Origin of the sequence: Streptomyces sp. NRRL F-5630, from assembly GCF_000719475.1 — a bacterium.
Lineage (GTDB): Bacteria > Actinomycetota > Actinomycetes > Streptomycetales > Streptomycetaceae > Streptomyces.
The window spans coordinates 1-24,636 of the sequence record NZ_JOGO01000056.1 but is presented as its reverse complement, the minus strand read 5'-3'; the positions used below and the strand labels follow the sequence as shown (position 1 = coordinate 24,636).

Sequence of the window (24,636 nt, the reverse complement as noted above, 5' to 3'; positions counted from 1 at the left end):
GTTCACTCCCCCGCGGCGGTCCCGCCCCGTGGTACCGGGGGCGCGTCACCGGCCGGTCCGCCGCCCGTGGCGGAGCCGCCCTCGCCCGTGCGGAGGGCGTCGCGCACCGTCCCCGCGCCGTCCTCTGAGCCCCCGTCACCGTCCGCGCTCTCCGCCCCCGCCGCGGTGCGCCGGTGGGTCTCCACGGCGGTGCGGACCAGCTCCGCCATCTCCTCGTTGCTCGCGGGGTGGCGGCGCAGGACGCGTCGGCTGCCGTCCTCGAAGTAGATCGTGACGGTCTCCTCCTCCTCGCTGCGGGGCTGGCGGCTGCGCAGGAGGCGGTAGAGGACCACCGTGGCGGCGGTGATCAGGTCGGGCGTGATGTTGACGAGGACGTCGTACCAGAAGTCGCCGAGGCCGAGCGAGGGCGTCGTCTCCTCGGCGGCACGGGGCAGCCGGACCTCCTCGACCGTGGCGAGGTCCGTCAGTTCGGTGGTTCCCGCGAGCCAGGTGCGCAGTTCGGCGGCGGCGTGCTCCTCCCCGGCGGCCGGTCCGTCGCCCACGCGCAGGCGCAGGCGCACCACCTCGTCCCCCGCGGTTCCAGGCGTCGACGGCATGACCGGCTCCTCCCCCGATTCCGGCGCGTGCGGTGCCATGGTAAACCCCGTGTTACACAACTGCCCCTGGTTTGCAGCGAGTTGCTTCGCTCGCGGAGGCTTCGCCGGTTTCCCCTCCTCGCCGCCCGCGACGGTCCCGCGCCCGGCTCAGGCCCGGCTCAGGTCTTCGTCGGCGGCGCGTGCTCGGCGAGCGTGCCGCACAGGGTCGCCGAGGCGTCGGGCGCGTACGGGTCGGTGCCCTGCGCGGGCCCCCCGCCGCTCGCGCGGGCGCCCGCGAGGAGCGGGTGGAGGCGGTCGGCCGACTCGGTGGCGCAGTCGAGCGGGCCCGCCTGGACGGTCGAGGTGAGCACCTCGGCGCGGTGGCCGCGCAGGTCGGCGGGGTCGATGCGGAAGTGGATCTCGCGGCGGACGCTGAGGAGCGAGACGCGTGAGCCCGGCTTCGGGGCGCGCAGCGCGTAGGCGAAGACGTGGTCGGAGGTGACCTCCAGGGTGCCGCCGCGCTCCTCGACGCGGAGGGTGCCGTTGACGCGGGCGGGGTGGCGCGGGTCGGCGAGGCTCACCTCGTGCGGGTCGAAGCGCACGACCCACCCGGTGGCGGCGTGGCGGCCGTCCGGGCGCGGGTTGTTCATGCTCGCGTCGAACTGGCGCCACTGCCCCTCGTCGACGAGCGCGCGGACGGCGGTGGCCGGGCCGCCGGAGAGGACGCGCGGGTCGAGCGAGGAGCTGACGAGGTAGTCGGAGGCGATCCGGAGCGCTTCGATGACCTGGCCCTGCGTGTAGTGCTGGGTCGCGGTCGCGCCCTTGGGCACCGTGATGCCCGCGGCGCCGGTGCGGAAGGCGGCGGCGGGGCTCGCCGCGTAGACGTCGGCGGCGGAGCGGGCGCCCTGGACGGTGCCGGGCGGGGCGAGCGGGATGACGGTCGTGCGCAGCGGCTCGGTGCGGCGGGCCGCTGCCGACGACGCGGTGACCTCGCCGGTGCGCACGCCCATGAAGACCGCGGTGGCGAAGGCGAGGACGATGACGACGGCCATGGCGATCAACTGCCGGTTGAGGCCGCGCCGGGGGCGGCTGCGGACGGCGGGGGTGTGCTCGCCCTGGAGGCGTTCGTCGGCGGAGAGTTCCTGGAGGCGGGCAGCGTTGACGAACGATTCGTCGAACACGACGGACCGGTACTCCTCGTCCCTGTCCGGGCCGCCTCCCTCGGGAGGTATGCCCTCAGGGGGTTCCGTTGCCCCTGCCATGTCTTCAGCCTAGGTCGTACGGCGGCGCGGCAAACGTGGCGGTACGTCTGCGGGGGCCGGGGCGCGGGTCACGGGGTGCGGGGCGTGGCCTGGACGACGGGGCGGGAGTGCTCCGGGGGACTGGGGGGCGGCTCGGCCGCGTTCGCGCCCTGCTCGCTGCCCGAGGAGGCGGGAGGCGGGGCGAGCGGGTCGTCGCCCGCGCCGGAGGAGCCGCGGTAGACGGCGGAGAAGGCGAGGGCGACCATGCCGACGCCGAGGACGAGGGCGAGCATCCAGGCGACGGGACGGTGCCAGCGGAGCCGGCCGCGGTGCTCGCGGGCGTCCCGGTACGCGTCGTACTCCTCGCCGCCGCCCCAGTCCGCCGGGGGGTCGTGCGCCTCGGAGGGGTCCCCGCGCTCCTCGCCGAGCCGCCGTGCGCCGCCTCCGCTCGCCTCGGCCTCCGCGCGCGCCTCGGCGGCGGCGAGCAGTCGTTCGACGGCGGAGGGTTCGTGGATACGGGCGCCCCGTACGAACTCCTCGTCGAAGACCACGGCGGCGAACTCCTCGTCCGCGCGTCCGTGGTCGTGGTCGTCGTCGGGCTCCCAGCCGTCCGCGAACGGCGCGCCACCCACGTCCTCCGGCACAGGATCAGGGTAGACCGGTGCGGGCGTTTTGGGCAGACGGTAGGAAAATCAGGCGCCCGGTACGGAAATCGGGTGAGGGGAGGGTGTGCCGGGCCCCGGGCGGGGTGGGCGCCGGGGCCCGGTACGCGACGTTCAGCGGACGTGGCCGTCGCCCGTGACGATGTACTTCGTGGACGTCAGCTCGGGCAGGCCCATGGGGCCGCGCGCGTGGAGCTTCTGGGTGGAGATGCCGATCTCGGCGCCGAAGCCGAACTGGCTGCCGTCCGTGAAGCGGGTCGAGGCGTTGACGGCGACCGTCGTCGAGTCGACCAGCTGGGTGAAGCGGCGCGCGGCGGCCTGCGAGGTCGTCACGATGGCCTCGGTGTGGCCCGAGGACCACAGCCGGATGTGGGCGACGGCGCGGTCCAGGTCGTCGACGACGCAGGCGGCGATGTCGTACGAGAGGTACTCGGTCTCCCAGTCCTCGGCGGTCGCCGGGACGACGGTGGCCCCGCTGCCGTCCGCGTGGGCGAGCACCCGTTCGTCGCCGTGGACCGTGACCCCGGCCTCGGCGAGCGCGGCGAGCGCCTTCGGGAGGAACGCCGGGGCGATGTCCTGGTGCACGAGCAGCGTCTCGGCCGCGTTGCACACGCTCGGGCGGCTCGCCTTGGAGTTGACGAGGATCTCGACGGCCATGTCCACGTCCGCCCGCGCGTCCACGTAGACGTGGCAGTTGCCCGTGCCCGTCTCGATGACGGGCACGGTGCTGTTCTCGACGACCGTACGGATCAGCCCCGCGCCCCCGCGCGGGATGAGCACGTCGACCTGGCCGCGCGCCCGCATCAGCTCCCGTACCGGTTCGTGGCCCTCGCCCGGTACGAGCTGCACCGCGTCGGCGGGCAGGCCTGCGCCGCCGAGCGCGTCGCGGACGACCCGTACCAGGGCCGTGTTCGACTCGACCGCCGAGGAGGAGCCGCGCAGCAGGACCGCGTTGCCGGACTTCAGGCACAGCGCGGCGGCGTCGACGGTGACGTTGGGGCGGGCCTCGTAGATGATGCCGACGACGCCGAGCGGGACGCGGATCTGCCTCAGGTCGAGGCCGTTGGGGAGGGTGGAGCCGCGGACGACCTCGCCGACCGGGTCGGGCAGCGCGACGACACCGCGGACGTCCGCGGCGATGGCGCGGACGCGTTCGGGCGTGAGGCGCAGGCGGTCGACCGTGGCCTCGGGCGTGCCGGCCTCCTCGGCGCGGGCGATGTCGCGGGCGTTGGCCTCGATGATCTCGGCGGAACGGACCTCGATCGCGTCGGCGATGGCGAGGAGGACGTCGTCCTTGACCGCGCGGGTCAGGGGGGCCAGCTCTGTTGCCGCTGCGCGGGCCCGGTAGGTCGTCTGGGCTACGGGGGTCATCGTGTCGTACGGAGAGAGCTGGGTCATGGCCCGAGCGTAGACCGGGGGCGGGGGCGCGGGCCTCGCGTTTCAGCGGGTGGACCACCCGGGGGCCGCCGCCGCGGGCTCGGGTTCCGGGGCTCCGCCCCGGGCCCGGCGCCCCCTCGGGCGGCGGAGTGGCTGCAGGGAGGGGACGGCGGGATTCCCGGCGCGGGCGGGCCGGATACGGAGCGCACCCTCTGTTTGGCCGAAAACCGCCCCTACTCCTGGTCGCTCCGTCCCCGGAACGGGTGCACCCCTACCGGCGCCGCCGGGAGCGGGCCCGCGTTCTCCGCCACACGGTGGTGGTAGGTCTCGCGGTCGACGACCTCCAGGCCGACGATCTCCCACGGCGGGAGGTGGGCCGTGTGGCGGTGTTCGCCCCACAGGCGCAGGGCGAGGGCCGCCGCGTCGTGGAGGTCGCGGGCCTCTTCCCAGTAGCGGATCTCGGCGTGGTCGGCGGCGTAGCGGCTGGTGAGGAGGAAGGGGTGGTCGTGGGCGAGCTGTTCGAGTGCGCGGCGGACGTCGGGGAGCGGGGTGCGCTCGCCGGAGACCGAGAGGGTCACGTGCCACAGCCGCGCGTGTTGCGGCGCGGGGGTCACCTCTTCCGGCTCGCGGCGGCGTTCCTCCTGCTCCCGCTGCTCCCTGCGGCGCGCCTCCACGTTCCGCACGCTGCTGAGCGTCCGGGGCCGTGCCCCTGGCTGTGCTCGTACCACCACGGCCTCCGTCCGCCGGACCGCGGGCCTCCGCCTGCCGCGAGGGCCGCCCCGTCAAAGTGGAGCAGTCCCCGCGGCGGCGCGAGGGCGTTTTGCCCAAAGCGCAACCCCGGGGGTGAGCGCTTTCGGCCGTGGGCGCGGACTCGGGAACGCGTTCGGGGGGTGGGGTGCGGGGAGCGGCCGGCGGGTCTCAGGGGCGGCGCAGCAGGACGAGGTCGTCGCGGTGGACGACCTCGCGCTCGTACTCGGGGCCCAGTTCCTTCGCGAGCGCGCGGGTCGAGCGGCCGAGGAGGCGGGGCAGTTCCTCGGCGTCGTAGTTGACGAGGCCGCGGGCCACGGGCCTGCCCTCCGGGTCGCGCAGTTCGACGGGGTCCCCCGCGCTGAAGCGGCCGGTGGCCCCGGTGATCCCGGCGGGCAGCAGCGAGGCGTTCCCCTCGACCACGGCCCGTACCGCCCCCGCGTCGAGCGCGAGCGCGCCCTGCGGGGTCGAGGCGTGCTGGAGCCACAGGAGCCGGTCGGCGTAGCGGCGGCCGGTGGGGTGGAAGTACGTGCCGGTGGCGCCGCCGGCCAGCGCCTCGCCGGCCCGGCTCGCCGAGGTCAGGACGACGGGCACCCCGGCGGCGGCGGCGATCGCGGCGGCCTCGACCTTGGTGGCCATGCCGCCGGTGCCGACCCCGGCGCGGCCCGCGCTGCCGATCTCGATGCCCTGGAGTTCGGCGGGGTCCCGTACCTCCGGGACGAGCGAGGTGCCGGGGGCGGCGGGGTCGCCGTCGTAGAGCCCGTCCACGTCGGAGAGGAGGACGAGGAGGTCGGCGTGGACGAGGTGGGCGACGAGGGCGGCGAGGCGGTCGTTGTCGCCGAAGCGGATCTCGTCGGTGGCGACGGTGTCGTTCTCGTTGATGACGGGCAGGGCGCCCATCGCCAGGAGCTGGTCCACGGTGCGGTAGGCGTTGCGGTAGTGGGAGCGGCGGCTCGTGTCGGCGGTGGTGAGCAGGACCTGGCCGACGCGGATGCCGTGCCGCGCGAACGAGGCGGTGTAGCGGGCGACGAGGAGGCCCTGGCCGACGCTCGCGGCGGCCTGCTGCCGGGGGAGGTCGCGGGGGCGGCGCGTGAGGCCGAGCGGGGCGAGCCCGGCGGCGATGGCGCCCGAGGAGACGAGGACCAGGTCCCGCTCGCCGCGCACGCGCGCGCTCGCGAGGGCGTCCACGAGGGCGTCCACGCGGTCCGCGTCGAGTCCGCCCGAGGCCGTGGTGAGCGAGGAGGAACCGACCTTGACCACGATCCTGCGGGCCTCGGCCACCCGCTGCCTTGCCGCTGTCACGCGCTGTCCCACTTCCCGGCCCGCGGGCTCGTCGGCCCGGCGGGCCCGCCGTCCCGTGTCCCTCGTACTCGTGCAGCTCACCGCCGCCGCGCGTGCGGAGCTTCGCAGCGTGTGCCTGCCTTCGCCGCGCGGCCGCCGCGCGGGCGACGACGGGAATTGCCAGCCAGACCCTAGCCTCCGCACGGGGCGAACACCTCCGCGTTTCGTCTGGCGGACGTTTTCGGGGCGTTTCCGGGCGTTCCCAGCGCCGCGGGCCCCTGCGATCCTCCCGCCTGTGAGGAAGAGGACACCGCGTGCGGGCGATGGCAGGCAACCGTCGTATTCTTCTCACACTCTTCTCAACAATGCCCGCCGGGAAAGCCTGGTACGGCATGGAAGGGTGGAGTGGAGTCGTCCTCCTGACCGGCGGGTTCGCTGATGCACGAACATGATCGAATACCGGACGGACAGGAGGGCCGGGTTTCGTCACCGGGACATCCCCCAGTGTTCCCGGTCCGCCGCCCGCAGCCGCTACCCGAAGCGCCGCCCTACCGTTGTACGCGACGGCAGAGCTCGCGACGGGCCCCTCGTCACGCCCCCGTGGCCCTGCTTCCGGATGTGCACGTGTCCTCCTCCCCGACCCGAGTCCTTGGAGTCTGAGTAGTGCCCCCCACCTCTCTCGCTCTTCGCAGTCAGGCCGTCGCCAGACTGCTGCCCACCGCCGTCCTCGCCGCGAGCTTCGTGGCGTCGGCGGTGGGGGCCGCCCTGGCGCTCCCCTGGCTGCTCGTCGGCGCCGCCGCCGTGGGCCTGGTGACAGAACTCGTCCTGCACCGCTGGCTGAAGCAGACGCTCGCGCGGCTCGGACGGTTGCGGGTGGACGCCACGCTGCGCCAGGTGCTGCGCGACCTCCTGCTCGTCGTGGGCGTGGTCCGCACCGCCGGGGCCGAGCACAAGGGCGGCTGGACCGCCCTGCTCCTGGGGCTCCTCGCCGTGTACGGGCTCCACTTCGTCTCGCAGGGCGCCGCGATCCTCGTCCGCAGGACCCGCACCCTGCCCTTCGTGACGCGGAACATCGACACGAGCGGTCTCCGGCTCACCCCCGCCCCGCCCGCGCTGCTGCTGCGCCGCCCCGGGCACCGGCTGCTGGGCTTCGGGCTCCCCGCCACAGTGGGCCTGCTCGCCACCGTCGCCACCGACGAGACCGTCTGGGCGCTCGCCGGGATCGGCGTCTCGCTCCTCCTCTCCTGCGCCGGGATCGTCCGGCTCGCCGTGCACCTGCTGCCCCGGCGCCGCGCGCTCAACGAGGAACGGGCCCTGGCCTGGCTCGACGAGTGGCTCGCCTCCTACAGGCCGACGACCGGGATGTACTTCTCGGGTGGCGCCTCCTCCGCGTACCAGGCGAACATGTGGCTGCAGCCGCTGGCCGCGCTGCCGGGGCGGCCTGTCATCATCCTGCGCGAGCGGTTCATGGTGCAGAAGATCGCCGCGACGGACCTGCCGATCCTGTGCCTGCCGAAGGTCGCGCACCTCATGCGCATCGAGCAGTCCACGCTGAAGTCGCTCATCCACCCGTCGAACTCGGGCAAGACGTCGCAGGTGCTGCGGATGCCCGGTATCAAGCACGCCTTCGTCAACCACGGCGAGAGCGACAAGCTCTCCAGCTGCAACCCGTACGCGAAGGCGTACGACGAGGTGTGGGTCGCGGGGCCCGCCGCGCGCGAGCGGTACGCCCTCGCGGACGTCGGCGTCGAGGACAAGGACATCGTCGAGATCGGGCGCCCACAGCTCCAGGGCATCGACACGGTCGCCCCGGGCAAGTCCGTCACGACCGTGCTCTACGCGCCGACGTGGGAGGGCTGGGACGGGCAGCCGGGCAACACCTCGGTCATCGCGGCGGGCGAGAACATCGTGCGGCGGCTGCTCGCCGACCCGAAGGTGCGGCTGCTCTACAAGCCGCACCCGATGACGGGCTCCGTGGACCCGCGCGCGGGCGCGGCGAACGACCGCATCCAGGAGCTGATCCGCGCGGCGAACGGCGGGCGCGCGGCGGCGAAGGACCCGAAGGACAAGGGCGCGGCGGAGCTGGAGCGGCTCGCGGCCGAGCTGGACCGGCTCACGGCGGCCGACTACCGCGAGGGCTCCGACGAGATGGAGCGGATGCTCGTCCAGGGCACCCCCTCCGGCGGCCGTGACAAGGCCGTGGCCGAGGCGACCGCCCGCTGGGAGGACGCCTACTGGGGCTCGCTGCCCGAGGACGCGCACCAGATCATCACGGGTCCGCGCCCCGCGCTGTACTCCTGCTTCAACCAGGCGGACCTGCTCATCAGCGATGTCTCCAGCGTCGTGTCCGACTACCTCGCGAGCGGCAAGCCGTACGCGGTGGCGAACACCGCGGGCGTCAGCGAGAAGCAGTTCCGCACCGACTTCCCGACCGTGCGGGCCGCGACGATCCTCACTCCGGACGCGGCGCAGATCCCCGAGCTGCTCGCGGCGGCGCGGGACGCCTCGCGGGACGAGTTCGCGCGGGCGCGCGGGGAACTGAAGCGGTATCTGCTCGGGCCCGACGAGCCGAGCGCCCAGTCGCGCTTCGCGGGGGCCATCGAGGCGCTGTCGGCCAAGGCGCTGGAGCGCGAGGAACGGCAGCTGGCCCGCGAGGGCACGTCGACGCTCGTCCCCACCCAGGCGGACCGCGCCGCCGCCACGCGCGCCGCGGTGGCCGAGGGCGAGGAGGAGCGCGAGCTGGCCGCGGACGCCCTCGCCCCGGCCGAGCCGGACTCGCTGGAGCGCACGGCGGACTGAGCTTCCCGCCGCCCCGCCGAGAGCACCGACGGCGGCCCACTCCCTGGTGGTACGGGGGGTGGGCCGCCGTTTTGGTGCGGCGGGGGTGCGGGCCGGGGCTCCCGTGGGTACGGGTCAGGGCCGCGGGCTCCCGTGGTCCGGGCGGCCGTGCGGCCGTGCGGCCGTGCGGCCCTCCCGGGTCCGCTCAGTCGTGGAGGTGGCGCCAGCCCCGCCAGGCGGACTCGATCATCTCGTCCAGGCCGTACCGCGCGCTCCAGCCCAGCTCCGCGCGGATCGCGTCGGCGGAGGCCACGCAGCGGGCCGCGTCGCCGGGACGGCGCGGGACGACCTCGGGGACGAGGTCGGTGCGGCCTGTCGCCTTGAGCGCCCGCTCGATCATCTCCAGTACGGAACTGCCCTCTCCGCGACCGATGTTGAGCCGCAGCGAGGTCCCCTCGGGCGCGTCGTCGAGGCGGCGCGCGGCGGCGAGGTGGGCCTCGGCGATGTCCTGCACGTGCACGTAGTCGCGCACGCAGGTGCCGTCCGGGGTGTCGTAGTCGTCGCCGAAGACGAGCGGCGGGCGGCCCGCGTCGACGCGCTCGAAGATGAGCGGTACGAGGTTAGCCGCGCCCTTGTCGGCTAGTTCGGGCAGCCCCGCGCCGACGACGTTGAAGTACCGCAGGGCGATGGTGCGCAGCCCGTGTGCGACCGCGGCGTCCCGCAGCAGCCACTCCCCGATGAGCTTCGTCTCGCCGTACGGGGAGATCGGCCGGCACGGCGTGTCCTCGGTGACGAGTTCGGGCTCGGGCACCCCGTACACGGAGGCGGAGGAGGAGAAGACGAGCCGGTCGACGCCCGCGGCGCGCAGGGCCTCCAGCAGGACGCGCAGCCCCTCGACGTTCTCCCGGTAGTAGTGCAGCGGTCGCTCGACGGACTCGCCGACCTGCTTCTTGCCCGCGATGTGCAGCACCCCGGTCACCTGATGGGCACGGAGCACCACGTCGAGCCTCGCCCGGTCCAGCACGCTCCCGGTCTCCAGCGGCACCCCTTCGGGCAACCGCGCGGCCTCCCCCGTGGACAGGTCGTCGAACACGACGACCGGCACCCCCGCCCCCACGAGCACCCGCACCACATGCGCCCCGATGTACCCGGCCCCACCCGTCACCAGCCACGTCATCCCGTTTCCCTCTCTCCCGTCACCGGGGGACAGGAGGCTTCCCGTCCTCGGCGGTGACGCCGTTCCTGCCGCCCCCGAGCGACGGCCGTACCGTTTCGCAGCGTAATGCCGGGCGCGCGGCCGGGGCGCCTCGGCGCCGACGGGGCCGGGCTCGACCCGCCGCCAGGCATCCGGAGGGAAAGGTGGCCGCCCCCAGCCGCCGCGCCCGCCCGGGGGACAGTGCGGCGGCAGGCGTCTGCCCGCGCGGCGCTGCGGAAAGCGCTCTTTGTCCCCTACGCGCAGCAGGGGCGTTCCGCCAGCTTCTCCTGCGCACCTATTGCTTCCCCCTCGCCTCCGCCGCCGCACAGGCCCCCTCCGCCAGCATCCGTTCCACCAGCCGTTCCGTCGCGTGGCCGTCGTCGAGGTCGCAGAACTCCTCGTGAAAGAGCTGGTAGCGCTCGCTGTAGTCGGCGATGACGCGGTCGATGTCGCGCAGGGCCGACAGGAGTTCGTCGGTCGTGCGGACGAGGGGGCCCGGGGCGTTGCGCTCGAAGTCGAAGTAGAAGCCGCGCAGGGTGTCGCGGTAGTGCTCCAGGTCGTAGGTGAAGAAGACCATGGGGCGGCGCAGGTGCGCGTAGTCGAACATCACGGAGGAGTAGTCCGTGACGAGGACGTCGGCGGCGAGGTAGAGGTCGGAGATGTCCGGGTAGTCCGAGACGTCGAAAACGAAGCCGTCGCCCGCTCCCGCCACGCCGTCCACGGTGTTGGAGTGGCGGCGCACCAGGAGGACGTGGTCGTGGCCGAGTGCGGCGCGGGCGCGTTCGGTGTCGAGCTTGAGGTCGAAGCGGAAGCGGCCCTGGCTGTGGGCGTCGTCGTCGCGCCAGGTGGGGGCGTACAGGATGACGCGCTTGCCGGCCGGTACGCCGAGGGACTCGCGGATCTCCTTGGCGCGCTCGGCCCGGTCGGGTGCGTAGAGCACGTCGTTGCGGGGGTAGCCGGTCTCCAGGATCTCGCCCTCGAAGCCCATGGAGCGGCGCAGGATCGGGGTGCTGAAGCGGTTCGCGGAGACGAGGAAGGTCCAGTTCCGCGACTCGGCGCGCAGTTGTTCGTGGTAGTCGGGGTTGAAGGCGGGGGCCTCGATGTCGAGGCCGATCTTCTTGAGCATCGTGCCGTGCCAGGTCTGCACGATGACCTGTCCGGGGCGGCGCTCGATCCAGTGCGGCAGGTGCGCGTTGGTGACGATGTAGCGGGCGCGGGCGAGGGCGTCGAACCACTCCTCGCTCCACAGCCGCACCTTGCGCGCGGTGGGCGGCAGGGCCGCCTGGTCGTCGCGGACGAGCCAGAGCTGTTCGAGGTCGCTGCCCCTGCGGACCAGTTCCTCGTGGACGGCGCGGGGGCTGTCCGAGTACTGCTTGCCGTTGTAGCTGATGAAGAGGACGGCGTCGCGCAGCGGTTTGGCGCGGCCCGCTTCGTAGACGTCCCTGCGCAGGCGCGCCTGGTGGTAGACGCCGCGTTCGTCCGTGCGCAGTTCGGAGAGGCAGTTGAGCTGCGGGAAGTCGTGCCAGCGGGCCTGGAGTTCGTAGTCTCGCCCGTCGGCGGTGCCGTGCACGGGGAAGGCGGGCACGGACAGGCGGTCGATCGTGAAGGGCACGTCGAGCGGTTGCCCGGGGACGCGCAGGAAGAAGTTCCACCGGCCGCTCGCGAGCGGGAGCCGCTGCCGGCGGGACATGCGCGAGGGCGTGAAGCGGGCCTCGAAGCGCCCGCCGGGGAGCGTGCGCACCTCCCCCATGTGCTCCTCGAAGCGGTCGCGCGCCTTGACGACGAAGCGGGCGCCTTCGAGGCCGAGCGGGGCGCTGCCGCGCAGGGTGTACGTGTCGTCCTGCCACGTCACCTCGGTGAGGCGGGCCTGGAGGGGGCGCCCGACGATCTTGAGGTAGCCGTTGCTGCCGCTCAGGAGCGCGACCTCGTAGCTCTCGGCGCCGGGCGCGAGGGTGGCGGGCAGCCTGATCTGGAGGTCGCCGAGGCCGTCGCGGACGACGGTGGAGTAGTGGCGGCGCGGCCCCTTCTCGGGGATCACGACGAGGCTCGTGCTCCAGGCCCGGCGGGCGGTGAGGAGGGCCGAGGCGGCGAGGGGCGCGGGGACGCCGGACGGGGAGCCGGACCGCCCGCTCTCCGGCGCGGGCACGGGGCGCAGGTCGGCGTCCGCGGTGGCGGCGCCCCCGCTCGCGTCGGCGGCGGCGCGTGCGTCCTCGCGTTCCTGGCCCGCCTCGGCCGTCTCGCCGGTCTCGGCGGCGACGGTCCCGGGGAGCAGCCCGACGGCGTCGAGCGGCACCCGTACCGTGAAGCCGGTCTCCCGCGCGCCGCGCCGCACCTCGGCGGGGTGGTCCTGGCTCTCGCCGGTCCTGCGGTTGGTGAGGCGCAGGACGAGCCGGTCGCCCTCGCCCATCGGCTGGCGCAGCGTACCGGCGATCTCGACCGCGTCCTCGCCGAGCGGGCGGTGCCCGGTGACGAGCGCGCGCACCCGTTCGACGCGCAGCCGCAGCACTCCGTGCTCGCTGTACGGGAGCAGCCGGTGGTCCTCGTCGAGCCACTGGTACGGGGGGTTGCCCGCCGTGTCGGGGCCCTTCGCGGCGAGCCCGCGCCGCCGTACGAGCCCGCCGCCTGCCATGACGATGCCGACCCGCCACACGCTCTCGCGCCAGCCGTCGGCGGGGCGCAGCCGTGCGGGGTCGAGCAGGTGGCTGAAGCCGGACCAGTCGTAGTTGTGCTGCCGGCGTCCGGAGAGCACGGTCGCCTCGGGGCAGTGCACGTTGCGCGTGGGCAGCACGAGGCGGCGCCCGGTGCCCTCCTCGAGGAGGGCGAGCGCCTTGACGGCGCTCAGCGGCCCGGCCTGGTCGACGCGGTCGATCCAGGCGTGGCCGGTGAGCCGCAGGCCGCCCTCCTCCCAGGACAGCGTCCTGAGCGAGGCGCGCAGGTGCAGGTCGGGGTCGATGCGGTGGACCCGCTTGGGCAGCGGTCCGCCGGTGGCGGGGGCGGAGTCGTAGGAGACGTACTTGCGCAGCCTGCCGTGGACACGACCGCGGCCGCCCGCGCGTTCCTCGGCGAGGATGCCGAGGAGCGCCTCGGTCTCGTGCTTGCGCACGAGGAGCCATTTGACGCGGGCCTGGGCGGGCAGGTCGTGGACCGTGCGCGGGTCGACGCAGTCGAGGAAGGCGTTGGCGGCGCGGACGAAGGCGGCGCGGTACTCCTCGTCGCCCTCGGGGAGGACCTTGAGGAAGGCCCAGAGGTCGCTGACGAGGACGTTGCGGTCGAAGGCGGCGCGCAGGCGGGCCGCCTCGGGTTCGGGGCGGCCCGCGAAGAAGCGGCTCACCTCGGTGACGGCGGCGGCCCGGTCCCGTACCGCCTTCGGCTCGGTGCGGCGCTGGGTGATCGACGGGCCGGCCTCGCCCTCGCGCATCCGCCAGTAGTAGACGGGCTCGGAGACGATGTCGACGGCTTCGGCGAGGAAGTGCGCGGGGACGATGACGGGGGTGTCCTCGTAGAGCACGCCGACGGGGAAGCGCAGCCCGTGCCGGGCCCAGAAGTCCTTGCGGAAGACCTTGTTGCAGGCGATGCGGTCGGTGAGGAGCTTCTGCTTGCGCGTCACGTGCGTGCGCCGCTCGGCGCCCGCGCCGAGGAAGCGGTGCATGGGCGACTGCCACACGCGCCGGGAGTCGATGTGCCGGACGTTGCCGGTCGCGAAGTCGGAGCCGCTTTCGTCGAGGCTCGCGAGCATGAGCCGGTACGCGTCGGCGGGGACCATGTCGTCGCTGTCGACGAAGGCGAGGAACTCGCTCTGCGGGTGCGCCGCGTCGACCCCGGTGTTGCGCGCCGCGCCGAGCCCCTGGTTCTCCTGGCGCACGAGGCGGAAGCGGCGGTCGCGCCGGGCGTACTCCTCGGCGATGAGGGCCGAGCCGTCCGGGGAGCCGTCGTCGACGACGATCACCTCGATCTCGCGCAGGGTCTGCGCGGCGAGCGAGTCGAGGCACGCGGGGAGGTAGGTCTCGACGTCGTAGACGGGGACGATGACGCTCAGGCGGGGCGGGACGGGAGACATGGCCCCACGCTCGCAGCGGATCGCCCGCCTCGCGCGGAGAGGCCGTCCTTCCGGGTGTTTCTCTCGCACTGTCGGCCGATACGTCTCGTGGCTTCCGCCGGGGAACCGTACCGGCGGCGGTTCCCCGGACCCGCGACCGCGACGGCCACGCAACCCGCGCCCGAGAGGTACGCGCGGGGCCCCGCACCCCCGAGGAGGTGCGGGGCCCCGCGGATCAGGCCGTGGTCAGAGCTCCCCGAAGGGGTCGAAGCCGTCGAACTGCTTCTGCGCCTCGTCCCGCTCCGCCTGCCGGTCCCTGCGCCGCTGCACCGCGGGGCGCATCGGGTCGAGCCGGTGGTCCTCGCCGCGGCGGCCGAGCATCTCGGCGCCCGCGAGCATCGTCGGCTCCCAGTCGAAGACGACCGCGTTGTCCTCGGGACCGATCGCGACGCCGTCGCCGGTCCGCGCCCCCGCCTTCATGAGCGCTTCCTCGACGCCGAGCCGGTTGAGCCGGTCCGCGAGGTAGCCGACGGCCTCGTCGTTGTTGAAGTCGGTCTGCCGCACCCAGCGCTCGGGCTTCTCGCCCCGTACGCGGTAGATGCCGTTGTCCTCCAGCGTCACCGTGAAGCCGGCGTCGTCGACGGCCTTCGGGCGGATGACGACGCGCGTCGCCTCCTCCTTCGGCTTCGAGGCGCGGTAGCGGGCGACGAGGTCGCCGAGCGCGAAGCTCAGCTCGCGCAGCCCGGTGTGAGCGACGGCCGAGACCTCGAAGACCTGGTAGCCGCGCGCCTCCAGGTCGGGGCGGACCATCTCGGCGAGGTCCTTGCCGTCCGGCACGTCGATCTTGTTGAGGACCACGACGCGGGGCCGCTTGTTGAGGCCCCCGTACTGCTGGAGCTCCTCCTCGATGACGTCGAGGTCGGAGACGGGGTCGCGGTCGGATTCGAGCGTGGCGGTGTCGAGGACGTGCACGAGCACCGAGCAGCGCTCGACGTGCCGCAGGAACTCCAGGCCGAGCCCCTTGCCCTTGCTCGCGCCGGGGATGAGCCCGGGCACGTCGGCGACGGTGAAGACCGTCTCGCCGGCCGTGACGACTCCGAGGTTGGGGACGAGCGTCGTGAAGGGGTAGTCGGCGATCTTCGGGCGCGCGGCCGAGAGCACCGAGATGAGCGAGGACTTGCCCGCGCTCGGGTAGCCGACGAGCGCGACGTCCGCGACGGTCTTGAGTTCCAGGACGAGGTCGCCGGTGTCGCCGGGCTCGCCGAGCAGCGCGAAACCGGGCGCCTTGCGGCGGGCCGAGGAGAGCGCCGCGTTGCCGAGGCCGCCGCGCCCGCCGGACGCGGCGACGAAGCTCGTGCCCTGGCCGACGAGGTCGGCGAGGACGTTGCCTGCCTTGTCGAGCACGACGGTGCCGTCCGGGACGGGGAGGACGAGGTCCTCGCCCTCCTTGCCGGAGCGGTTGCCGCCCTCACCGGGCTTGCCGTTGGTGGCCTTGCGGTGCGGGCTGTGGTGGTAGTCGAGGAGCGTGGTCACGGACTGCTCCACGACGAGGATGACGTCGCCGCCACGCCCCCCGTTGCCGCCGTCCGGACCGCCGAGCGGCTTGAACTTCTCCCGGTGCACGGAGGCGCAGCCGTGGCCTCCGTTACCCGCGGCGACGTGCAGTTCGACGCGGTCCACGAAGGTGGTCATGGGTGTCCTCCAGTACTGCGGGTGAAAAGTGCTACGAGTTGTGTCAAGGGTGCGGGATCGCGCGCCAGTGGTGCACAACGCGCGAAAGGCGGACTCACTTCCCGCCGGTGCTGTCGGTGGGAGGGAGTCCGCCCTCGCGAAAAACCACGCGTGAGGTCACGCGCCGCCGATCCGTGGGATCAGGCGACCGGGACGATGTTCACGACGTTGCGGCCACGGCTCGTGCCGAACTGGACCGCACCCGCGTCGAGCGCGAAGAGGGTGTCGTCCTTGCCGCGGCCGACACCGGCGCCCGGGTGGAAGTGGGTGCCGCGCTGGCGGACGATGATCTCACCGGCGTTGACGACCTGACCGCCGAAGCGCTTCACGCCGAGCCGCTGAGCATTGGAATCGCGGCCGTTCCGGGTGGACGACGCGCCCTTCTTGTGTGCCATGTCTCCTCAGTCCCTTACTTCGCAGCCGTGGGGATCTCAGTGACCTTGACCGCCGTGTACTGCTGGCGGTGGCCCTGACGACGGCGGTAGCCGGTCTTGTTCTTGTAGCGCAGAATGTCGATCTTCTGGCCCTTGTGGTGGTCGACGACCTCGGCCACGACCTTGATACCGGCCAGCACCCACGGGTCGCTGGTGACGGCCTCGCCGTCAACGAGCAGCAGGGTCGAGAGCTCGACCGTGTCGCCCACATTGGCAGTGGAAATCTTGTCAACCTCAACGATGTCGCCGACAGCAACCTTGTGCTGGCGACCACCGCTGCGCACGATGGCGTACACGCGGATCTCACTCTCTGTGCTCGAAAACGGGACCTCCTGATGCCAGCCGCCCGCCGGAGGCAGGGGAGAACCCCGGTCCACCGAAGGAGGGATGAGCGGCCTCCCCGGGGCTCATGGCGGCGAGGACGCCGCCCGCCCGGAGGTGGGGTGCTCAGAAGGTGGCGCCAGAGACGCCAAGGGCCAAGACTACGGGTCCCCCGCACAGAGGGTCAAACCGGCCCCGGGCCGACGGCGGCCCCTCCCCACCGCGGGCAAGCGCTCCGTATCCCACGCCGGTTCCGCACTCCTTCGCGCCGGTCCGCACCTCACCCCGGTCCCGCGCTGCTTCACGTCAGCCCCACCGGGGGCAGGCGTTCCGCTGCCCGTTCCTCCGCCGGGCGGAACGGACAGCCACGGCCGGACCTCCCGCAGCGCCCGGTACGCGAAGCGGCCGCCCCCGCCCCGGCAGGGGCAGAGGCGGCCTCTCGCAGCAGCCGTCCGCGCAGGACTCCGCTCAGGACTCCGCGCCCTCCGGCGACTCCGCCGCCTTCCGCGTCGTCGCCTTCTTCGCGGGCGCCTTCTTGGCGGCCGTCTTCTTGGCCGGAGCCTTCTTCGCGGCGGCGGTCGTCTTCTTGGCGGCCGTCGTCTTCTTCGCCGCCGTCTTCCGCACCGCCTTCTTCGCGGGCGCCTCCTCGGCGGGAGCCTCGGTGGGGGCCTCGGTGGGGGCCTGGCCCTCCTCCGGAGCCGCCTCCGGTGCCTTTTCGGCCGCCGCCTTCTTCGTGGCGGCCTTCTTGGCCGGCGCCTTCTTCGCGGCGGTGGTCTTCGCCGCGGTCTTCTTGGCGGCCGTCTTCTTCGTCGCGGTCTTCCGCGCCGCCGTCTTCTTCACGGGAGCCGCCTCGGCGGGCGCCTCCTCGACGGCGGCCTCCGCGACGGGGGCCTCCGCGGCCGGGACCACGAGCACCGCGCCCTCGTCCGAGGCGGAGGCCGCCGGAGCGGCCACCTCGCGGACGACGCGGCGCCTGGCCCGCGCCGGGGGCGCCGCATCGGCGACGACCTCGGCGGGCTCGGGCTCGGCGGCCAGTTCGGCGACGGGCTCGGGCGCGGAGACCTCCGCGACCGGCACGACGACCTCGACCGGCTCGGCGGCCTTCGGCGAACCTGCCGGAGCGCTCGCCTTGCGCGTCGCCCGGCGCCGCCCGCGGCCCCGGGGGGCCTCCTGGGTGGCGACGCTGTCCGCGACGGCCGAGGCGGGCAGCTCCGCCGCCGTCACGACCTCGACGGCCTCGGGCTCGACGACCGGCTCGACCACCGTGTCGGCGAGCGGCACGACCGCGGCGTCGGCGACCGCGTCGGCCGCCGGCTCCTGGACCTCGACGATGGCCTCGGCCTGCTCGCCCTTGAGCTCCTCGGGGTCGTAAGCCCCGACCGTGTCCGTGTCGGTGACCCGCGAGCCGCGCGGCGTCCCGGCGGGCGCGGCGGGCCGCCCCGGGGGGGCGGGGCGCGGCCGGCCCCCCGGGCCCCCGCCGTACCCGGCGGCGGCCGCCTCGGCCTCCTCGGCACTGCTGTACAGGTCCTCGTCGGGCGTGAAGACGGGCTCGGGCAGCGCGGCGGGCCCGGTGACGACCTCGGCGGCGGGCTCCTCCTGGGCCTTCGCCTCCTCGGCCTGCTCGGCGCTCACGTACTCGTAGGTGAGCTCGTGCTCGACGCCGGCGTGGTCGGCGTGCTCGCCGCCCTTGCCCTTCTTCTTGCGCTTGCCGCCGCCACCGCCGCCGCCGCCCTGGGTCGTGGGCTGATCGAGGTGGACGATGACGCCGCGCCCGTTGCAGTGGACGCAGGTCTCGGAGAAGGACTCCAGGAGCCCCTGCCCGACGCGCTTGCGGGTCATCTGCACGAGGCCGAGCGAGGTGACCTCGGCGACCTGGTGCTTGGTGCGGTCGCGGCCCAGGCACTCCAGGAGGCGCCGCAGGACGAGGTCGCGGTTGGACTCCAGGACCATGTCGATGAAGTCGATGACGACGATCCCGCCGAGGTCGCGCAGCCGCAGCTGGCGCACGATCTCCTCGGCCGCCTCCAGGTTGTTCCTGGTGACGGTCTCCTCCAGGTTGCCGCCCTGGCCGGTGAACTTGCCGGTGTTGACGTCGACGACGATCATCGCCTCGGTCTTGTCGATCACGAGGGAGCCGCCGGAGGGCAGCCACACCTTGCGGTCGAGCGCCTTGGCGAGCTGCTCGTCGATGCGGTACGTGGCGAAGACGTCGACCTCGGAGGTCCAGCGCGACAGGCGCCCGACGAGATCGGGGGCGACGTGCGAGACGTAGCCGTGGATGGTCTCCCAGGCACGGTCACCGCTGACGACGACCTTCGTGAAGTCCTCGTTGAAGATGTCGCGGACGACCCGGACGGTCATGTCGGGCTCGCCGTAGAGCAGCGTCGGCGCGTTGCCCGTCTTCGACTTCTTCTGGATGTCCTCCCACTGCGACTGGAGCCGCTCGACGTCGCGCCGCAGCTCGTCCTCGCTCGCGCCCTCGGCGGCCGTGCGCACGATGACACCGGCGTCCTCGGGAACGATCTTCTTGAGGATGGTCTTCAGGCGGGCGCGCTCGGTGTCGGGGAGCTTGCGGCTGATGCCGGTCATCGAGCCCTCGGGCACGTAGACCAGGTAGCGGCCGGGCAGCGAGACCTGGCTCGTGAGGCGGGCGCCCTTGTGACCGATCGGGTCCTTCGTGACCTGCACGAGGACGGACTGGCCGGACTTGAGCGCGGTCTCGATGCGGCGCGGGCCGTGGTAGCCGAGCGCCTCGAAGTTGACCTCACCGGCGTAGAGGACCGCGTTGCGGCCCTTGCCGATGTCGATGAACGCGGCCTCCATGGAGGGCAGCACGTTCTGCACCTTGCCGAGGTAGACGTTGCCGACGTACGAGGTCGACTCGGCCTTGTTGACGTAGTGCTCGACGAGGACGTCGTCCTCCAGGACGCCGATCTGGGTGCGCTCGCCCTGCTCGCGGACGACCATGACCCGCTCGACGGCCTCGCGGCGCGCGAGGAACTCGGCCTCGGTGATGATCGGCACCCGGCGGCGGCCCTGCTCGCGGCCCTCGCGGCGGCGCTGCTTCTTCGCCTCCAGACGCGTCGAGCCCTTGATGGACTGCACCTCGTCGCTGTGGTCGTTCTCCTTGCGCCGTTCCTTCGGCTCGCGGATCTTGACCACGGTGCGCTCGGGGTCGTCGGCCGCGGGCGTCGCCTCGGCCTCGCCGGAGGCGTCCGACGCGCGGCGGCGACGGCGACGGCGGCGACGGCTGGAGGAGGAACCGGAGCCCTCGTCCTCGTCGCGCGCGGCGGAGCCCGCGGGCTCCTCCTCCCGCTCCTCGTCGGCGGTGTCCTCGGCGGGGGCCTGGCGACGCGCGGCGGGCGCGGGGGCTGCGGCCGGGGCCTCCTCGGCCTCGGCCTCCTCGTCCGCCTCCTCGCGGTCCTCGTGCTCGTGCTGGTCCTGCTCGGCGTTCTCGCCACGCCTGCGGCGACGACCGCCGCGACGGCGACGGCGCGAGGGCCGCTCGCCCTCGTCGCCGTACTGGCGCTCGTTGTCCTCGGCGGACTCGTGGGACTCGGCGGGCTCGGCCGCGTCCTGGGTGGGCTGGGGGGCCTTCTCGGCCTTGGGCGCGGGGGCCTCGGCGGTACGGGACTGCTCGCGCTCCTCGCGGCGGCGCCGCTTGCGCCGTCCGGACTCGCCTTCCTCGGCGCGGGCCGGGGCGGGTGCGGAGGTGGCGGCGGGTGCGCTGTCCTCCTCGTCACCGGTGGCGGCGGCCTCGGCGGCAGCGCGCTCAAGGGTCTGGAACTGGAAGCTCGGCTCGGTGAAGACCGGGGCGCGGAAGACGGGCACAGCGGGCTTGCGGCCACCGCGGCCGTCCTCGCCGCGTTCCTCGCCCTTCGCGCCGCCCTTGCCGGACTGGCGGGGCTGGATCTGGGGCTCGGTGAAGGTGGCGCGGCTGCGGGCGGGCTTGCGCCGCGCGCGGCGGCGCACGTCGCCGTCGTCCTCGTCGGCCTCGGCGGAGGCGCCCTGGGCGGGCTTCTCGGCCTGGTCGGCCTTCTCCGCGCGGGCGGGCTTCTCGGCGCGGGCGGGCTTCTCCGCCTTCGCGGTGGCCTGCTGGTCCTGCGCGGGGGCCTGCTGGTCCTCCGCCTGCGCGGCGGCCTGCGGGGCACCGGCCGGAGCGGAAGCGCGGCGCGTGGCACGACGGCGACGCGGCGCGGCGGGCTCCGCAGCCTCCTCGGCCGGCTCCGCGACAGCCGCGGCGACCTCGGCGGGCTCGGGCGCGCCAGGCGTCTCCTCCGCCTGCGCGGCGCCCTGCGGGGCACCGGCCGGAGCGGAAGCGCGGCGCGTGGCACGGCGGCGGCGCGGCGCGGCGGGCTCGGCAGCCTCCTCGGCCGGCTCCGCCACGGCCGCGGCGACCTCGGCGGGCTCCGGCGCACCAGGCGTCTCCTCCGCCTGCGCGGCGCCCTGCGGCGCACCGGCCGGAGCGGAAGCGCGGCGCGTGGCACGACGGCGGCGCGGCGCGGCGGGCTCTGCCTCGGCTTCGCTCGTACGGGTGGTGGTCTCCGTCTCCTGCGCCTTCGCCGGTATGGCGGCGGCCTGCTCGGCGGCGGAGTTCTCCGCGGTGGCGCCCTGCCCGGCGGGCGGGCCCGCGGGGCGCGAGGCGGCGCGGCGCCTGCGGCGCGGCGGCAGCGTGTCGCCGGGCGAGGAGGGGGTGTCGTCGTGGGTCCCGGAAGTGCCGGGTTCCTTCGGCTCAAGCATTGCGGGGGTGTCTCCCGTCGTGCTCCCGGGCGCCGCGCCGTGTACCGGTGACGCGGGCGGCTCGCGCTGGACGCGCGGTGGCCGCCGGACCGGAGGGCGCGGGCGCCGCTCAGGAGCTTGTTCGTGTCTGTCTCGCCGGTTCCGGCCGCGGGTGCGGCGGCCTGGCGAAAGTCTTGTGGTCGGGTACCCCGCCCGGTCCCGGTGGATTCCGGGGACAAGGCGGTGCGGTGCGACGGCCGGTCAGGAGGCTTCCCGCCGTTCCCGGGGTGGGGGCCGCAGGTGGGGGGCTCCTCCCAGCCAGGGGCTGGGGCGGTGCCGTGCCAGGTGCTGCGGGCCCGCCGGGGTGGGCGGGACACTCCCTACGCGGTGCCTTCCTCGGCGGGCGTCGTCGCGGTGGCGGTGTCGGCGCTCACGGTGGCTGCCGTGGCTGCCGGTACCGCCTCGCGGTCGGGCGCGAGCGGGTCGGTGACCGTGCCGGACTCCTCGTCGAGCGGCCCCTGCGCCAGCCTGGTCACCGCTGCGGGGACCGGCGGCGCCAGTTCGGCCACGGCTCGGAGGCCGGACAGGACGTCGTCAGGACGTACGGCGGGTGTCAGGTGCCGTACTACCAGGCGCAGTATCGCACAAGGACGCTCGCCCGGCTCGTCGGCCCGCTGTTCGGGGAGGCCGAGGCGGACGACGGCGGCGCGGGCGTCGAAGGTGCGTACGCCGTTCTTGGTGAGGCGTTCCACCTCGACCGTACCGCTCGCCATGAACTTCTCGGCGGCGAGCACGGCGGTCTCGGGGGCGACCTGGTCGAGTCGCAGATCCCACACGCTGGCCTGGAGGCGCTCGGCGAGGTGCGGGGTGCGGGCCTCGACCGCGTCGACGATGTCGAGCCCGGTGGGCAGCGACTCGTCGAGCAGTTGGCGCAGGCGTTCCGGGTCGCGGGACGCGGCGAGGGCGATCTCCAGGTACTCGGCCTCGCTGCCGGTGCCGGTGGGTGCGGCGTTGGCGTACGAGACCCGCGGGTGCGGTGTGAAGCCCGCGGAGTAGGCCATGGGTACCTCGGCGCGGCGCAGCGCGCGCTCGAAGGCGCGCTGGAAGTCGCGGTGACTGGTGAACCGGAGGCGCCCGCGCTTGGTGTACCGCAGCCGGATGCGCTGCGTGACCGGCGCCGGAGGGGGGCCTTCGGGCTGTCGCTTGCCCAGGGGAGTCAGTCCTTAGAGAGTGCGGTCCTTGTCTCTAGAGTACGTGCGGCGCCGGGCGGTGGTTCCCCTGGCCGGGTGACCGGCGGAATCAGGCACGCCGCGGCGTTCGCTCAGCGGGGCCCGGCGGAGCCCCGGAACCGGGGCCCGGGGCGGGGTCCCGCGAGGCCCGCCCCGGCCCGGAACGGCCTACTGACCGGCCACCGAGAGGGGCAGCAGCTTCCGCCCCGTCGGCCCGATCTGGATCTCCGTCTGCATCGAGGGGCACACCCCGCAGTCGAAGCACGGCGTCCACCGGCAGTCCTCGACCTCGGTCTCGTCGAGCGCGTCCTGCCAGTCCTCCCACAGCCAGTCCTTGTCGAGGCCGGAGTCGAGGTGGTCCCAGGGCAGGACCTCCTCGTAGGTGCGCTCGCGCGTCGTGTACCAGTCCACGTCGACGCCGAAGGCGGGCAGGGTCTTCTCGGCGCAGGCCATCCAGCGGTCGTACGAGAAGTACTCGCGCCAGCCGTCGAAGCGCCCGCCGTCCTCGTACACCGCGCGGATGACGGCGCCCACGCGGCGGTCGCCGCGCGAGAGGAGTCCCTCGACGATGCCGGGCTTGCCGTCGTGGTAGCGGAAGCCGATGGAGCGCCCGTACTTCTTGTCGCCGCGGATCTTGTCGCGGAGCTTCGCGAGACGCGCGTCGGTGTCCTCGGGCGAGAGCTGCGGGGCCCACTGGAAGGGGGTGTGGGGCTTGGGCACGAAGCCGCCGATGGACACGGTCGCGCGGATGTCGCTGCGGCCCGAGGCGGCGCGGCCCTCGGCGATGACGCGGGTCGCCATGTCGGCGATCTGGAGGACGTCCTCGTCGGTCTCGGTGGGGAGGCCGCACATGAAGTAGAGCTTCACCTGCCGCCAGCCGTTGCCGTAGGCGGTGGAGACCGTGCGGATCAGGTCCTCCTCGCTGACCATCTTGTTGATGACCTTGCGCATCCGCTCGCTGCCGCCCTCGGGGGCGAAGGTGAGGCCGGAGCGGCGCCCGTTGCGGGTCAGCTCGTTGGCCAGGTCGACGTTGAAGGCGTCGACGCGGGTCGAGGGGAGGGAGAGGCCGATCTTCTCCTCCTCGTAGCGGTCCGCGAGGCCCTTGGCGACGTCGCCGATCTCGGAGTGGTCGGCGGAGGAGAGCGAGAGCAGGCCGACCTCCTCGAAGCCGGTGGCGCGCAGGCCCTTCTCGACCATGTCGCCGATGCCGGTGATGGAGCGCTCGCGCACGGGGCGGGTGATCATCCCGGCCTGGCAGAAGCGGCAGCCGCGCGTGCAGCCGCGGAAGATCTCGACGGACATCCGCTCGTGGACGGTCTCGGCGAGCGGGACGAGCGGCTGCTTGGGGTAGGGCCACTCGTCGAGGTCCATGACGGTGTGCTTGGAGACACGCCACGGGACGCCGGAGCGGTTGGGGACGGTACGGGCGATGCGGCCGTCCGGGAGGTACTCGACGTCGTAGAAGCGCGGTACGTAGACGCCGCCCGTCTTGGCGAGGCGCAGCAGCACCTCGTCGCGGCCGCCGGGCATCCCCTCGGCCTTCCAGGCCCGTACGACATCGGTGATCTCCAGCACGGCCTGCTCGCCGTCGCCGATCACGGCGCAGTCGATGAAGTCGGCGACGGGCTCGGGGTTGAAGGCGGCGTGGCCGCCCGCGACGACGAGCGGGTGGGCCTCGGTGCGGTCGGCGGCCTCCAGGGGGATGCCGGCGAGGTCGAGCGCGGCGAGCATGTTCGTGTAGCCCAGCTCGGTGGAGAAGCTGAGGCCGAGGAGGTCGAAGGCGCCGACGGGGCGGTGGCTGTCGACGGTGAACTGCGGGACCTGGTGCTCCCGCATGAGCTTCTCCAGGTCCGGCCACACGCTGTAGGTGCGCTCGGCGAGGACGCCCTCGCGTTCGTTCAGGACCTCGTAGAGGATCATGACGCCCTGGTTGGGCAGCCCGACCTCGTACGCGTCGGGGTACATGAGCGCCCAGCGCACATCGCACTCCTCCCACGGCTTCACCGTGGAGTTCAGCTCACCGCCGACGTACTGGATGGGCTTCTGCACGTGCGGAAGCAGGGCTTCGAGCTGGGGGAAGACCGAGGGTGCGGACTCGACGGGCATCTCGCTGACCTTGTGACGTCGGGAGCTGGGCACGATCCGGGGAGGATCACGAACTCTCAGCGTAACCGCCCCGGCCCGACCGCTCCGCCCGCACGGCGATCCCCCTCCGCCGGGAAGCGGCGATCCCCCTCCCCCGGGGAACCACCGCCCACCCCCAGCCGTTGGGCCCGCCGGGGGGCCCACACGACCCCTAGGGGAGAACCC

At 73.9% G+C, this 24,636-nt stretch carries 15 protein-coding genes; 1 reads left to right on the top strand and 14 read right to left on the bottom strand.

What is annotated here, in order from left to right:
• Window positions 1-2 precede the first annotated feature (2 nt).
• The 6 genes from IF99_RS35120 to proB form a co-directional block, all read right to left on the bottom strand.
• On the bottom strand, window positions 3-596 hold the full coding sequence (locus IF99_RS35120; protein WP_234340814.1) for a hypothetical protein: 594 nt from the start codon (window positions 594-596) through the stop codon (window positions 3-5).
• A gap of 158 nt (window positions 597-754) precedes the next feature.
• Window positions 755-1,837 carry a hypothetical protein gene (locus IF99_RS0122700; protein WP_030998693.1) on the bottom strand — a complete coding sequence of 361 codons (1,083 nt, stop codon included), beginning with the start codon at window positions 1,835-1,837 and terminating at the stop codon, window positions 755-757.
• 68 nt (window positions 1,838-1,905) lie between these two features.
• Window positions 1,906-2,460, bottom strand: coding sequence for a hypothetical protein (locus tag IF99_RS0122695; RefSeq protein WP_030998692.1), 555 nt, complete (start codon window positions 2,458-2,460; stop codon window positions 1,906-1,908).
• 132 nt (window positions 2,461-2,592) lie between these two features.
• On the bottom strand, window positions 2,593-3,876 hold the full coding sequence (locus IF99_RS0122690) for a glutamate-5-semialdehyde dehydrogenase (protein WP_030998690.1): 1,284 nt from the start codon (window positions 3,874-3,876) through the stop codon (window positions 2,593-2,595).
• 212 nt (window positions 3,877-4,088) lie between these two features.
• Entirely contained in the window at window positions 4,089-4,538 is a 450-nt protein-coding gene (locus tag IF99_RS0122685; RefSeq protein WP_420705707.1) for a hypothetical protein, read from the bottom strand.
• Window positions 4,539-4,773: 235 nt separating this feature from the next.
• Complete coding sequence (proB, locus tag IF99_RS0122680; protein ID WP_234340813.1) at window positions 4,774-5,904, bottom strand: glutamate 5-kinase; 1,131 nt, start codon at window positions 5,902-5,904, stop codon at window positions 4,774-4,776.
• Window positions 5,905-6,546: 642 nt separating this feature from the next.
• On the opposite strand from proB, the gene IF99_RS0122675 reads away from it, so the two are divergent.
• Window positions 6,547-8,682, top strand: coding sequence for a hypothetical protein (locus tag IF99_RS0122675; protein ID WP_030998684.1), 2,136 nt, complete (start codon window positions 6,547-6,549; stop codon window positions 8,680-8,682).
• Window positions 8,683-8,866: 184 nt separating this feature from the next.
• Here the strand turns inward: IF99_RS0122675 and galE are convergent, their stop codons facing one another.
• From galE to IF99_RS0122635, 8 genes are all read right to left on the bottom strand, one after another.
• Entirely contained in the window at window positions 8,867-9,838 is a 972-nt protein-coding gene (gene galE, locus IF99_RS0122670) for a UDP-glucose 4-epimerase GalE (protein WP_030998682.1), read from the bottom strand.
• Between the two features lie 313 nt (window positions 9,839-10,151).
• Complete coding sequence (locus IF99_RS0122665) at window positions 10,152-13,913, bottom strand: bifunctional glycosyltransferase/CDP-glycerol:glycerophosphate glycerophosphotransferase (RefSeq protein WP_030998680.1); 3,762 nt, start codon at window positions 13,911-13,913, stop codon at window positions 10,152-10,154.
• Window positions 13,914-14,138: 225 nt separating this feature from the next.
• Window positions 14,139-15,584 carry a GTPase ObgE gene (gene obgE / locus IF99_RS0122660; RefSeq protein WP_030998678.1) on the bottom strand — a complete coding sequence of 482 codons (1,446 nt, stop codon included), beginning with the start codon at window positions 15,582-15,584 and terminating at the stop codon, window positions 14,139-14,141.
• A 179-nt stretch (window positions 15,585-15,763) separates the two neighbouring features.
• Complete coding sequence (gene rpmA / locus IF99_RS0122655) at window positions 15,764-16,018, bottom strand: 50S ribosomal protein L27 (protein WP_007827117.1); 255 nt, start codon at window positions 16,016-16,018, stop codon at window positions 15,764-15,766.
• Window positions 16,019-16,032: 14 nt separating this feature from the next.
• A complete protein-coding gene (gene rplU, locus IF99_RS0122650) occupies window positions 16,033-16,353 on the bottom strand; it encodes a 50S ribosomal protein L21 (RefSeq protein ID WP_008747959.1) in 321 nt (106 codons plus the stop codon).
• A gap of 493 nt (window positions 16,354-16,846) precedes the next feature.
• Window positions 16,847-21,118, bottom strand: coding sequence for an Rne/Rng family ribonuclease (locus IF99_RS35115; protein ID WP_030998675.1), 4,272 nt, complete (start codon window positions 21,116-21,118; stop codon window positions 16,847-16,849).
• A gap of 359 nt (window positions 21,119-21,477) precedes the next feature.
• Entirely contained in the window at window positions 21,478-22,308 is an 831-nt protein-coding gene (locus tag IF99_RS0122640; RefSeq protein WP_051703631.1) for a TIGR03936 family radical SAM-associated protein, read from the bottom strand.
• 186 nt (window positions 22,309-22,494) lie between these two features.
• Window positions 22,495-24,432 (bottom strand): TIGR03960 family B12-binding radical SAM protein, encoded by a 1,938-nt coding sequence (locus IF99_RS0122635; RefSeq protein WP_030998671.1) that lies wholly within the window; start codon window positions 24,430-24,432, stop codon window positions 22,495-22,497.
• Window positions 24,433-24,636: the final 204 nt, after the last annotated feature.

What these genes read in the sequence shown, in the direction of transcription:
- IF99_RS35120 (WP_234340814.1), bottom strand. Translation starts at nt 596, where the DNA reads ATGCCGTCGACGCCTGGAACCGCGGGGGACGAGGTGGTGCGCCTGCGC.
- IF99_RS0122700 (WP_030998693.1), bottom strand. Translation starts at nt 1,837, where the DNA reads ATGGCAGGGGCAACGGAACCCCCTGAGGGCATACCTCCCGAGGGAGGC.
- IF99_RS0122690 (WP_030998690.1), bottom strand. Translation starts at nt 3,876, where the DNA reads ATGACCCAGCTCTCTCCGTACGACACGATGACCCCCGTAGCCCAGACG.
- galE (WP_030998682.1), bottom strand. Translation starts at nt 9,838, where the DNA reads ATGACGTGGCTGGTGACGGGTGGGGCCGGGTACATCGGGGCGCATGTG.
- IF99_RS0122665 (WP_030998680.1), bottom strand. Translation starts at nt 13,913, where the DNA reads ATGTCTCCCGTCCCGCCCCGCCTGAGCGTCATCGTCCCCGTCTACGAC.
- obgE (WP_030998678.1), bottom strand. Translation starts at nt 15,584, where the DNA reads ATGACCACCTTCGTGGACCGCGTCGAACTGCACGTCGCCGCGGGTAAC.
- rpmA (WP_007827117.1), bottom strand. Translation starts at nt 16,018, where the DNA reads ATGGCACACAAGAAGGGCGCGTCGTCCACCCGGAACGGCCGCGATTCC.
- IF99_RS35115 (WP_030998675.1), bottom strand. Translation starts at nt 21,118, where the DNA reads ATGCTTGAGCCGAAGGAACCCGGCACTTCCGGGACCCACGACGACACC.
- IF99_RS0122635 (WP_030998671.1), bottom strand. Translation starts at nt 24,432, where the DNA reads ATGCCCGTCGAGTCCGCACCCTCGGTCTTCCCCCAGCTCGAAGCCCTG.